The organism is Sphingomonas yabuuchiae (assembly GCF_014199595.1).
GTDB classification, from domain to species: domain Bacteria; phylum Pseudomonadota; class Alphaproteobacteria; order Sphingomonadales; family Sphingomonadaceae; genus Sphingomonas; species Sphingomonas yabuuchiae.
On sequence record NZ_JACHNX010000010.1, the window covers coordinates 122029 to 134847 of the forward strand.

The window sequence follows — 12819 nt, forward strand, 5'->3', positions numbered from 1 at the left end:
CACTCGCGTCCATCTCACTTGCTTTTCGGCCCCCAGATACCCCGGCCGGACAGCGGCATAGAAGCGTTGCCGCCCCCGCCGCCTTACGGGGCCATGACAAGTTCGTCATCCACTCATCCCGCCCTTCATGACAGAAGCGTCATGCTTCGCCCACCCTTCCCTCAGGTGGTGTAGGGTAGGACGGTGACGTGAACGCATCGCCTTTCTCCGTCGCGAAAACAGGGCTGGCCCTCCCCGTGCCGGGGCGGCGCGTGCGCGATCGGGGGCCGCGATGAAAAGCCTGCGAATCGTCGGCTGGAGCGCGGGGATGGCGGCGCTGATCGGCGGAGCGGCCTTTGCGCTGCTGGTCGGGCATATGCCGCTTCATGCCGGGCCGCACCGTCCCTCGACGCTGTACGGCGCGACCTTCGCACCCGTCGCGGAGGGACGCCCGGGCCTGGTCGTCACCAGCCTGCGCAGCGATGTCGACGACGATGCCGCGGCTTTGGTCAAGCCGCCGCTGCGTGTCGGCGACATGGTCCTGTCGGTCGATGGCCACCCGGCCACGTCCTTCGCCATGTTGCGCGACGAGGCCGCGCTGGCCAGCGACACGCCCATGCATCTTCAGGTCGCGCGCGACCATGGCCTCGTCACGATCACGCTGCTAAGGAGCGGCTCGGGAGGACAGCGTGGCCAACAGGATTTTGCTGATCGAAGATGACCGCTCGACGGCGGATTACATCGCCAACGGCTTGCGGGAAGAAGGTTTTCTGATCGACCATGCGGCCAATGGCCGGGACGGCCTGTTCCATGCGACCGACGGCACCTATGACTGCATCATTCTCGACCGGATGCTGCCCGGGATGGACGGCATGTCGGTGCTGGCCGCGATCCGTGCGGCGGGGATCGAATCGCCGGTCCTGATCCTGTCGGCCCTGTCCTCGCCCGAGGACCGGGTGGCGGGCCTGACCTCCGGCTCGGATGACTATCTGACCAAGCCCTTCGTCTTTGCCGAATTGCTGGCGCGCGTCCGCCTGCTGATCCGGCGCGGCGGGACCACCGGCAATGCGCCGCAGACCAAGCTGGTGTGCGACGACCTGGAGATGGACCTGCTCGCCCACCGCGTCCGGCGCGCGGGCAAGCCGATCGACCTGCAACCGCGCGAATACCGGCTGCTCGAATATCTGCTCCAGCATGTCGACCAGGTCGTGACCCGCACCATGCTGTTGGAGGGCGTGTGGGATTTCCATTTCGACCCCAACACCAACGTCACCGACGTGCATATCAGCCGGTTGCGCAAGAAGATCGACGAAGGATTCGCCCGCCCGCTCCTGCATACGGTGCGCGGTTCGGGCTATAAGCTGGGGGTCGAGAAATAGCACCGGCGGTCCTCCGCTCGACCACGCTGCGGTTCGCGCTGCTGGTCTTCGCGCTGCAACTGATCGGTGCAGGCGCGATGGTGGTCATGGTTCGCCACCTGACCCGCAGCGAGATCACGGCACAGGCCGAGGATGCCGCCAGCGACTTGCGCGACGAACTGGCGGGTATGTGGCTGTCGGGCGGGCAAAAGGCCGTGCGCGCAGCGGTCGACCGGCGGCTGACCACCGACCGGCTGCCCTTGTCGGTCATCCTGCTGACCGATGCGCAGGGGCGCTTCGTGGCGGGCAATATCGCCGAATGGCCGCCCAACGTCCCCGCCCCCGGCGCCGCGACGATCGAAATTTTTCGCATCGGCCATTCGCTGCCCGAACGGATGCGGGTGATGGCGACCCGCCTGCCCGATGGTTCGCGGATGCTGGCGGGCCATGTCGTCGAGAGCGAGCTGCGCGTCGCGCTGGCGATGGAAGAGGCGATGGCGGTCGGCATGGCGGCCGCGATCGTGCTGGCCGCGCTCGCCGCCTGGATCGCCGCGCGGATGATCGAGCGGCGGCTGGAGGATACGGTCGCCACTGCCCATGCGGTCGCCGCCGGGGACCTGTCGCGCCGCGTCGCGCCCAATGGCGGCGACGATGCGTTCGACGCGCTGGCGCTGGCGGTGAATGCCATGCTCGACCGGATCGCGCTGCTGATGACGGAGCTGAAGGTCGCGACCGACGGGCTGGCGCATGACCTGCGCTCGCCGCTGACCCGGTTGCGCGCGACGCTGGACCGCGCGCTGGCCGAAAGCCGGGACGAGAATGCGCGGGTCGCGGTCGGTCGCGCGCTGGAGGAAGGCGACCGGCTGCTCGCCATGCTCGATACCGCACTGCGCATCAGCCGGGCCGAGGCGGGGCTGGGCCGCGACGCCTTTGTCGAGGCCGATCTGGGCGCCATGATCCGCGACGTGGCCGACATGTTCGAGCCGCTGGCCGAGGATCGCGGCATGACCATCCGGGCCGAGGGGCCGGAAATGCTGGTGGCGCGCGTGCACCGCGAACTGCTGGGTCAGGCGATCGCCAATCTGATCGACAATGCGCTGAAATATGGCGCGGGCGAAGTGGTCGTCAGGGTCGAGCCGGGGCCGGTGCTGATCGTCGCCGATGACGGTCCCGGCATCCCCGAAGACCGCCGGGACGAGGCGTTGAAGCGGTTCGGGCGGCTGGACGCGGCGCGAACCGAGAGCGGCGCGGGCCTGGGCCTGTCGCTGGCCAGTGCGGTGGCGCATCTCCATGGCGGCAGCGTGGCGCTGGAGGATAACGCGCCGGGGTTGCGGGTGAGGTTGACGCTGGGCTGACTCCATCCTCCCCAAGCTCGCTTGGGGGACCATCGCGCCAGCGATGGTGGAGGGGCAAGCCCCCCCCGCCCCTCCACCACCGGGCTTACGCCCGGCGGTCCCCCTCCCCATCGAAGATGGGGAGGATCGAGGGGTTACGCCCCCACATTCCCCGTCCGCTCCAGCTTGCCCCAACCCACGATCCACCCGCCAATTGCCGAACTGATCGCGCGCAGCACGACCCAATACATGATCTGGCGATAGACCAGCCGCTGCGCGACCAGCAGATGCGCGGGGTAGCGCACCCGGTTGCCGTCCAGGCGATAGGCCAGCCAGCCGCACAACACGTCGATCGCGGTGAAGGCCGTCCAATAGGCCGCCATCTGGAACACGTCGGTCTGCGTCTGCGCCCAGCCATGCTGGCCGACGCGCACTGCCGTTCCGATGACCGACAGGACCAGCGCCAGGTCGATCAGCGGCGAGATGGCGGCGAACAGGATTTGGAACAGCCACGCCTGCGGCAGGCCGATCCGCGCCAGCCCGGCGGGCTTGCCGGTGCGCAACACGCTGCGGTGCTTCCACAGGCATTGCAGCGTGCCGAACGCCCAGCGGTAACGCTGCTTGGCGAGCGCGCGGAAGCTTTCGGGCGCTTCGGTCCAGGCGACGGCGCGCGGATCATAGGTCACGCGCCACCCGGCCCGCTGGATCGCGATAGTCAGGTCCTGATCCTCGGCCAGCGTATCCTCCGGATAGCCGCCCACCGCATCCAGTGCGGCGCGACGCCACGCCCCGACCGCGCCCGGCACCACCGTCATCGCATCGAAGCCGGCCAGCGCGCGGCGCTCCAGATTCTGCGCGGTGATATATTCGACCGCTTGCCAGCGGGTGACCAGATTGACACGGTTCCCGACACGCGCGTCGCCCGCGACCGCGCCGAGCTTGGGATCGGCGAACCAGCGCGCCAGCTTGGCGATCGTCTCCGGCTCGAACTGGGTATCGGCGTCCAGCGCGATCAGCACCTCGCCGGTCGCATCCAGCAGCGCCCGGTTCAGCGCCGCCGCCTTGCCGCCATTGACCAGCGTCAGCAGGCGGACGCGCGGTTCGTTCGCGAACGCCTCGCGCACCACGGCGCTCGTCCCGTCCTTCGACCCGTCATCGGCGACGATCACCTGAAGGCCCGGATAGTCGCTGGCCAGCACCCGCTCCACCGACCGGACGATCACCCGCTCCTCGTTATAGGCCGGGATGATGACCGAGACGCTGGGGGTGAAGACGGGCGGCACCGGCTTGGACTTTCGCCCCTGGAACCAGGCCAACCCCGCCATCACGACCGCGCGCGCGATGCCCAGCGCAATGGCGAGATAGAACAGCCAGGCGAGCGAGGCCGACAGGAAGGCCAGCACCACGAAGATCGCGACGTCGGTGCGCACCGCCAGCAGGTCATGCCCCTCGACCAGCGGCATCGCTTGGTTGCGGCTCACCCCAACCAGCTGCGAAGCGGGGACGAAGCGATAGCCTTCGGCGCGCAGCGTATCGATGATGCGGGGCAGCGCCTCGACCGTCTGTTGGCGGTCGCCGCCGCCATCGTGCAGCAGGACGACATTGGCCGAATTGTCGGGCGTCGCGCCGTGCACCTGATCGATCGTCTGCTGGACGATCGCGTCGGTGCCGGGCCGCTGCCAGTCGTTCGGATCGACATGCAGGCCGACGACCGTATAGCCCAGATTCTGCGCGATCAGGGCGGGATCGATCTCGTCCGCCGTCGTCGGCTCGGCGTCGCCGAAATAGGGCGCGCGGAACAACGTCGTCGAACGGCCGGTATAGGCCTGGATCAGCCGCTTGGTGGCGTTCAGCTCCAGCTTGATCGTCCGCGCGCCCGTCGTTGCCATGTTGGGATGGGTGTAACTGTGATTGCCCAGTTCGCTGCCGCCCGCGACGATCCGGCGAAGCAGCTGCGGGTGTTGCAGCGCATTCTCGCCGATCACGAAGAAGGTGGCGGGCACATGCTCGCGCTCCAGCACGTCCAGGATCTTGGGCGTCCATTCCGGATCGGGCCCATCGTCGAAGGTCAGCGCGATCGTCTTCGGGACCGCGCCCGCCCGCTGCACGACATAGGGCGTCGGATAGGTGCGATAGACCTCGTTCCGGATCACCCCGTCCTTGTCATATTTCAGTCCGCGCTCGCCCTGTGTCGGCTGGGCGGTGATGCGCAGGATTTCGCCCGCCCCCTCGACATCGACGTTCAGCGGCGAGGCGACGGCACCCAGCCGGGGAATGACGCCCCGCGCGGTGCTGCGGAACGCGGCGAAGTCGGCCCAAAGACCGGGGTCTTCTGATCCCAGCTGCCAGAAGGCGACATCATCGATACCCAGCCGCTTCAGCGCCTGGAGTTGGTTCCAGCTGGTCGCGGCGTCGAGCATCCAGACGGTGTGATGCTCGCCATTCTCGTCATAGGCGAAACCGGCATTGCCGCTCGCCTGGTCGAACGTCACCTTCGCTTGGCTGTCATGCGCGATCAGCCAGGCCTCTTCGATCGACCGCGCCTCGGCGGGACCCTTGGCCGGCCAGTCATAGCCATAGCTGCCCAGCGCCACGATCAGCTTGTCGCGCCCCACCTCGCGCAGCGCCTTTTCCGACGCCTGGAGGAACCAGGGCTGCGCCGCGATCGGGCCGGGGGTGCCGGTCTGCCAATGCTGGTCATAGGCCATCAGGATGATGCGATCGACGACCTTGGCCAGACGCTGCAACTGCCACGCTTCGTCCTCGGCGGGGACGGTGACGGCCAGCACGGCACCCTTGGGCAGGTGCGCCTTGATCCGCTGGAGCAGCCGGGGATAACCCGCCATGGCATTGGCGGGAAGATTTTCGAAATCGACGACCAGGCCCGACTGGCGGTTGGTCGCGATCGACTGGCCTAGTTGGGTCGCCAGCTTTTCGGACGCCGCCGGGCTGGCGATGATCCGCGCGATGGTCTGGCCGTCCCACTCGTCGTCGGACAGGTTCTGCACCATCGGCAACAGGCGCGGCGGCTTGGCCGCGCGCGCGAGCAGGCTGGCGAGCTTGGCGTCGTTGTCGATCGTCAGCTGCCCCTTGGGACCCGATACGTTCATCAGGCCGGGGACCAGCCAGTCGATCTGCCCCATATGCGCGTGGAGCGACGCCAGCGCGGAATCATTGCCCGGGGTATAGAAGGCGACGGTCAGCGGCGTATGGTTCTGTGCCACCGACTTGCGGGGCAGCCACTCGCCACGCCGCCCCTTCAACTGCGCGGTCGGCTCCAGCGTCATTGCCTGCCGCCGCGCGAAGGGCAGAGGCAGCACGCCCGAATTGGGCACCGCGACCAGTGTCGTGGCAAAGGCGATGGCGGCGACGATCACCGCCAGGATCGTCACCGCGACGGCGCGCCGTGCCCAGGTGCCCCGACGGCCCGTCGGGTCAAAGAAGATCGGGTTGCTCAACGGTGTCGATCCTTGGTCCAATACGCGAATGCTGTGGCGGCCTATTACCCCCGACCGCTTAAGCTCGCGTTTCCATCAGCCAGCCGATGGCAGATCACTGACATAGAGCGCGTGATCGCAACATTACAGATTTTTCATGACACCCCCGCTTCTCCTTCATCCCATCCGTGACAAGGATTGCCGACGAACATTAGGACACGTCATGGTCGAACTTCTCGCCCGCCTGCGCTTCAGGTGGCGCCCTATGCTTGGCGGCGCGCTAGGGCTGCTTGCTGCGATTGCCGCTATCCTTCTCTATTCGGGCAGTTATTTCGACAAGGACCCGTTCACCCGCTTTCCGGCGCAGGGCAGGGTCCAGCCGATCCTGGTGCTGTCGCTGTCGGGCGACATGGGCCTACGCTATGGCATGGGCGGGGTGATCGCGCGGTCGCTGAGCGCCGACGGGATCGAGGTGATGGGCGTCAACTCGCCAGTGCTGTTCCGCGAGCGCCGCACCGCCGCGCAAGTGGATGAAGTGATCGCCGACCTCGTCCGCCGGGCCGAGGCCGAAAGGGGCGAGCGAAAGCTCGTGCTGCTCGGCCAATCCTATGGCTCGGACATGCTCCAGACGGGGCTGGCGCATCTGCCCGCCGATCTGCGCAAGGCAATCTCGGCGGTCGTGCTGGTGGTGCCGGGTGAGACGGCCTTTTTCCGCTCCGACCCTTCCGGCCTCGCCTATATGGGCAAGCCCGACAGCCTGGGAATCACGACCGCGCGGCAGATCGACTGGGTGCCGATGACCTGCATCTATGGCGTGCGTGAGCCCGACAGCCTGTGCCCGATGCTGAAACAGCCCAACGTCCATGTCGTGGCGCTGCCTGGCGACCATTACCTCAACCATGACGACGCCAATCTGGTCGCCCATGTCGAAGCGGCGGTGCGCCGCGCCCCCTCCCCCGCCAACTAGATCAGGGCGCACCCTCTTCATTCCTCCCCTGCAAGGGGAGGGGAACCATCCGAAGGATGGTGGAGGGGTGTCCCCGGTCGCGAAGTTTGACCAACCTCCCCGACCGGGACACCCCTCCGTCAGGCCTTCGGCCTGCCACCTCCCCTTGCAGGGGAGGAATGGTAGGAATGTTGATTGGGCCTAGCCGAGGAGGGATAGGCAGGAGTCAGGCGGTGATCGCTTCGATCGGCGTATCCGCCCCCTTGCGCGTCCGCCACACGGCGGCGCAGCCCAGCGCATAGGGCTTGGCCAGCACCGTCGACACCGTCATGTAGCGCGCCGTGGCGGTGTCACGGGTCAGCGTCAGGTACAGATACCCCTTGTCGTCCTGGTCGCAGAAGCGGACGACCTTCGGATTGGCCGCCGCGATCTCGCGCCCGATACCGGGCATCATGTCTCCCCAGGAGGGGCTGGTAACGGACGTGCCCGCGAACTCCGCCGCGACCAGCTTGCCGCTGGCGTCATACAGGTCGTTGGCCCAGGCGGCATGGCTGTCACCCGACACGACGACCGGCCGCGACCCCGCGCGCCGGAACGCGGCATAGAGCCGCTCGCGGGCCGCCGGATACCCGTCCCAGCTGTCGAAATTCAGCGGCAGGCCCGCGCGATACGAGGCCTGCGCCTCGCCCAGCCGCTGGCGCTCGCCCTCCGACAGGCGTTCGGTCAGCTTCGCATAACCCTGCGGCCCCATCTGCTTTTCCAGGTCGGGACCGTCGACCCGCGCCATCACCACCTGGTTGCCGATCACCTGCCACGGCCTCCCCGCCTTGACCGAGGCGGTCAGCGTCCGCTCGATCCAGCCGAGCTGCCCTGCGCCGAGCAGTTCGCGCTCGGGCCGCGCGCGTTCGGCCATCATCGCGGCATATTCCCCGGGCTCGGGCGCTTCGCCCTTGGCCGCCGCCACCTGCTTCGACCGGGCGAGCAGCCGCGTCTCCACCATCACCAGTGTGGCGAGGTCGCCGAAATCGAAACTGCGGTTGATCGCTTCCCAAGGCTGGCCGGGCCGGGGATCGCGGATCGGCATCCATTCGAAATAGGCCTGCATCGCCGCCGCCTTGCGCTTGCCCCAATCGCCTTCGGTGGCGGGCTGGTGGTTCTCCGCGCCACCGATCCAGTCGTCATTGGCGACCTCGTGATCGTCCCACACACAGATGAACGCCGCGCGCGCATGTGCCGCCTGCATGTCGGGGTCGCGCTTCACCTGGGCATGGCGCTGGCGATAATCGGCAAGCGTCACGATTTCGTGCGCAGGCTCGGGCAGGCGGTTCAGTTCATGCCCGGTCTTCGTGCCATAACCGTCCGCACCATATTCATAGATATAGTCGCCCAGATGGACCACCGCGTCGAGCCGCTCGGTCTTGGCGATCGCGTCATAGGCGTTGAACAGGCCGCCGGGATAAAGCTGGCACGATACCACCGCCAGCGCCAGTTCCTCGACCCGCCCGCGCGGCAGGGTGCGGAAACGCCCTTCGGGCGAACGCTGCCCCCCCGCCGTCTCGAACCAGTAGCGATAGTCGCGCCCCGGTTGCAGCCCCGCCACCTCGACCTTGGCGGTGAAGTCGCGCGCCGCGCGCGCCGTGACCCGGCCGGTGTGCAGGCCCACCGCATCGCTGCCACCCATCGGTGCGACGTGCCAGGTCAGGGCGATATCGCCCCCCTGCCCTTCCGCGGGCGTCGCGCGGGTCCACAGGATCGCACCGACCGCCGAGGGATCGCCGCTGGCCACGCCGTGATCGAACCGTACCGCCGGAGCCGCCGCCTCCACCAGGGTCGTCGGCAAGGCCAGGCTGGCCCCGCTCCCCATCAGCGCCATCGCGCGGCGTCGATTCATCATCGTCATCGTATCGGTCCTTTCGGACCGGACGGCTAGGCGCGGTGCGCGACAGTCCGATGGCGGAGCCATGACGGTTTGGCGACAGACGACAACTGTCATCAATTTGCCATATCGTGGACACCGACTGGTAATTCCTCTTGCCTAAGGAACCGCAAAACAGGGGCAATACCGGGGGACATCATGAATTCGACGATCGGCCGCGTCAGCGCGGCTGTGCTGCTGGCTGGCCTGTCGCAGGCGGCCTTCATCCAGGCGGCGACGGCACAGGCGATGATCCAGCCGCAGGAGGATGCGCGCGACGCGGATGGCAATCCCGACGTCATCGTCACCGCGCAGAAGCGGGAACAGCGGATCGAGGACGTGCCCGTCACCGTCACCGCCGTCACGGGGGCGCGCATGGCGGACCTGGGCGTCAACTCGCTGTCCGAAGTCGCGCAATATATCCCCGGCCTCCAGATCCAGGAGCAGAGCGCGAACAATCCCGGTTTCGTGATCCGGGGCATCACCTCGGACTCGGGCTCGGCCCAGCAGGGTGCGCGGGTCACGCTCTATTATAACGGCGTCGACATCAGCCGGACGCGCGGCGCCTATCAGGACCTCTACGATATCGAGCGGATCGAGGTGGTGAAGGGGCCGCAGGCGACGCTGTTCGGCACCGCCGCCGCCATCGGCGCGATCAACATCATCTCCGCCAAACCGCGCGCCGGGACCGAGGGCGGCATCCTGGCCTCCTATGGCAATTTCGACCGGAGTCAGGTGTCGGGCTATCTGAACGCGGGCAACGACACGCTCGCCGGGCGGATCGCCTTCGCCTACAAATATCGCGACGGCTATGTCCGCAACATCGCGGGCGATCCCAAGGTCGCCAATCAAAATCAGGGCCGGGTCGATCAGGACGACCTGAACGGGCAGGATCAGCGCGGGGTTCGCGGGTCGTTGCGCTGGACGCCCAATTCATCGCTCACCGCCGATCTGGTGCTGACCTATGACGGACAGCGCAATCCCGGCACCGCGTTCAAGAGCCGCGTCTTCGCCCCCACCGGCGGCCAGACCGGCGACTATGGCTATGCCGAGCTGTCCGGTTCGCCCTTCTCCGCCGAGGTGCTGGGACGGCGCAAGCTGGGGCTGACGCGCAACGTCTATGACGCGAACCTGACGGTCGCGGTCGATGTCGCGCCGGGCATCACCTTCACCACGGTCAACGGCTATCGCCGGTTCGACGCGCTCGAAATCTTCGATGCGGACGGCGGCCCCGCCTGGTATCTCGAGTTCGGCGAGGACGCCAGGGGCGACCAGTGGAGCCATGAAAGCCGCTTCGCCTTCGACGGCGCGCATTACCGCGCATCCTTCGGCTGGAACGCCTTTTTTGAAAATGGGCAGCAGCGCGTGCCCTTCTCGACCGAGGAAGGCACCTATCTGGCCTGTTCGGTGGCCCGCGACTTCGCGCCGATCCGCCAGATTCTGAACGGTGCCGGACTGTCGACCGGCACCGCCTGCGTCGCGGCCAACGGCACCATCCCGGCGACGCGCGCCACCGCGATCCTGTCGCGCGGGACGGCGACCGTCGTCCCCTACAGCGCCAGCTTCGCCAATTACGGCAATACCGACACCTATTCGGTCTTTGCCGACGCCACCTGGATTCCAACGGACGCGCTGGAACTGACGGCGGGGGCCCGTGTGCTGATCGAGGATCGACAGTCGGGTTACAGCTCGGTCATGCCCGACAGCCGGTTGCTGGCGGGGGCCGGAATCTTCACCAGCCTGCTCGCCGCCGCCAATACCAAGGGCCAGAAATTCACTGCCGAGCGCAGCTATGCCGCGATCCTGCCGCGCTTCAACGCGCTCTATCGCCTGAACGACGATGTGAACGTCTACGCCACGGTCAGCAAGGGCCGCCGCTCGCCGGTGGTGCAGCTCGACGCGCAGCGCATCGTGCCGCTGAGCGTCGCCAGTTCGGGCGCCATCCCCCGGCTTCAGATCATTCCGGCCGAAAATGTCTGGAATTACGAGGGCGGCATCAAGGGGCGGGTCGGCGCCTTTTCGGGCGCGGCCTCGGTCTTCTATCAGCGGTACAAGGGTTTCCAGGTCTCGGTGTTCGAAAACGGCCTGACCGTGACGCGCAGCGCCGGGTCGGCCGACAACCTTGGCGTCGAACTGGAGGCCAATATCGCGCTCCATCGCTGGCTGAGCCTGTTCGGCACCTTCGCCTATATCGATGGCGGCATCGGCAATGATCCGTCGAACGGCGTCTTCGCGGGCAACCGTTTCCGCCTGCAGCCCGACACCACCGCCTCCGGCGGCGCGAACCTGCGCATTCCGCTGGGCACGTCGGCAACCTTCTATGCGACGCCCAGCGCCACCTATCGCTCCAAGGTGTTTTTCGAACTGCCCAACAGCGAGGCGATCTCGCAGGGCGGCTATACGCTGGTCAATCTGCGTGCGGGCGTCGAGTTCGGCGACCAGGGTCGCTTCCATGTCGGCGGCTTCGCGCGCAACCTGACGAACAAGCGCTATCTGATCGATGCGGGCAATACCGGCGGCACGTTCAGCACGCCGACCTATATTGCGGGCGAACCGCGCTTCTACGGCGTGGAACTGGGCGCGCGTTTTTAGCAAGTAACGCCCCTCCCCTTGCAGGAGAGGGGCTATCCTACGGGCATTTAACCGCTTCCTAACCCCGGACCGCTAGAGGCGATGGCCTGGGCCAAGGGGTAGGAAGCGGATATCGTGCTGCGCTGGTTGATGTTGGTGGCGAGCCTGGCGGTTGCCACCTCCTGCACCCCCGTCCGCGAGCGGTCGGCGCATTTGACGCTGGACGTGCCGCCGCCGACCGCGCGGACGCTGCTGCGCCAACTCGCGCTCGACGTGCCCGACACCGACCTACCCGAGGCGATCAGCGGCAATACCCCCATCGAAATGGCCGCCGCCCCCGCCTTCAGCGGCATCGCCCGCACCGCGACCGATGCAGCCCGCGCCGCCGAATGCCTGACCGCCGCCATCTATTACGAGGCACGCTCCGAGCCGGTCGACGGCCAGCGCGCGGTCGCACAGGTCGTACTCAACCGAGTCCGCGACCGGGCTTTCCCCAAAAGCATCTGCGGCGTCGTCTATCAGGGATCCGAACGGTCGACCGGTTGCCAGTTCAGCTTCACCTGCGACGGATCGATGCTGCAACCCCGCGACCCCGCCGCCTGGAACCGCGCCGCCGCCGTGGCGCAGGCCGCTCTCGCCGGGCTGGTCTATGCGCCGGTGGGGGCCGCGACCTTCTATCACGCAAACTACGTTCTGCCCTGGTGGGCGTCCAGCCTCAGCCGGATCGGCTCGGTCGGCACGCATATCTTCTATCGCTGGCGCGGGGCGCTGGAACGCGACCTGTCCTTCCGCCAGGATTATGCGGGGGTGGAGCCGAACATTCCCGTCCCCGTCGCCGTCCAGAACCCCGCCGCCGCGCCGATGGCCGAGGCGATGTACGGCGTGACCATCCACCGCGGCGAGCAGCGGGCCGAGGCCATGGCCGGGGCTCCCGATGCGAAGCCGACGCCGGTGTCGACGGCGGGCGTGCGTATCCACCGCAACGGCTTTGCCCATGGCGGCGGGGAAGCCACATCCGGCGTGATCGTCGGTGAGGAAAGCGATCCGGGCTGATCGGATACCTATTCCTCCCCCATAGGGGGAGGGGGACCGCCGGGGTGGAGGGGTGTACCCGGTCGCAGGGGCGGTTTCCCTATCTGATGGTGCCCCCCTCCGTCAGGCCTTCGGCCTGCCACCTCCCCTACAGGGGATCGTTGCAAAAGACCTGCGCAGGTGATTGATTATCGCGAGTTGGGGGGGCGTTTGCGATGGATCAGGGTTGCTTAGTGGATGGCCTGGT

At 67.4% G+C, this 12819-nt stretch carries 8 protein-coding genes; 6 read left to right on the forward strand and 2 right to left on the reverse strand.

What is annotated here, in order from left to right:
* Positions 1-271 precede the first annotated feature (271 nt).
* From GGQ89_RS13350 to GGQ89_RS13360, 3 genes are all read left to right on the forward strand, one after another.
* Positions 272-700 (forward strand): PDZ domain-containing protein, encoded by a 429-nt coding sequence (locus tag GGQ89_RS13350; protein WP_184106136.1) that lies wholly within the window; start codon positions 272-274, stop codon positions 698-700.
* Complete coding sequence (locus tag GGQ89_RS13355) at positions 669-1358, forward strand: winged helix-turn-helix domain-containing protein (RefSeq protein ID WP_056434085.1); 690 nt, start codon at positions 669-671, stop codon at positions 1356-1358. Before GGQ89_RS13350 ends, GGQ89_RS13355 begins: the two co-directional genes overlap by 32 nt.
* 77 nt (positions 1359-1435) lie before the next feature.
* Positions 1436-2692, forward strand: coding sequence for a sensor histidine kinase (locus GGQ89_RS13360; RefSeq protein WP_184106137.1), 1257 nt, complete (start codon positions 1436-1438; stop codon positions 2690-2692).
* 134 nt (positions 2693-2826) lie between these two features.
* Here the strand turns inward: GGQ89_RS13360 and GGQ89_RS13365 are convergent, their stop codons facing one another.
* A complete protein-coding gene (locus tag GGQ89_RS13365; protein ID WP_184106138.1) occupies positions 2827-6129 on the reverse strand; it encodes a trifunctional glycoside hydrolase family 18/polysaccharide deacetylase/glycosyltransferase family 2 protein in 3303 nt (1100 codons plus the stop codon).
* A gap of 202 nt (positions 6130-6331) precedes the next feature.
* On the opposite strand from GGQ89_RS13365, the gene GGQ89_RS13370 reads away from it, so the two are divergent.
* Entirely contained in the window at positions 6332-7075 is a 744-nt protein-coding gene (locus GGQ89_RS13370; protein ID WP_184106139.1) for an AcvB/VirJ family lysyl-phosphatidylglycerol hydrolase, read from the forward strand.
* A 205-nt stretch (positions 7076-7280) separates the two neighbouring features.
* Here GGQ89_RS13370 and GGQ89_RS13375 read toward each other — a convergent pair whose 3' ends face one another.
* A complete protein-coding gene (locus GGQ89_RS13375; RefSeq protein ID WP_184106140.1) occupies positions 7281-8954 on the reverse strand; it encodes an alkaline phosphatase D family protein in 1674 nt (557 codons plus the stop codon).
* A 174-nt stretch (positions 8955-9128) separates the two neighbouring features.
* On the opposite strand from GGQ89_RS13375, the gene GGQ89_RS13380 reads away from it, so the two are divergent.
* Together GGQ89_RS13380 and GGQ89_RS20350 are read left to right on the forward strand one after the other, a co-directional pair.
* The gene (locus GGQ89_RS13380; protein WP_184106141.1) at positions 9129-11561 is read left to right on the forward strand and encodes a TonB-dependent receptor; all 2433 of its coding nucleotides are present in this window, start codon (positions 9129-9131) and stop codon (positions 11559-11561) included.
* A 114-nt stretch (positions 11562-11675) separates the two neighbouring features.
* Complete coding sequence (locus tag GGQ89_RS20350; RefSeq protein WP_338112294.1) at positions 11676-12593, forward strand: cell wall hydrolase; 918 nt, start codon at positions 11676-11678, stop codon at positions 12591-12593.
* Positions 12594-12819 lie beyond the last annotated feature (226 nt).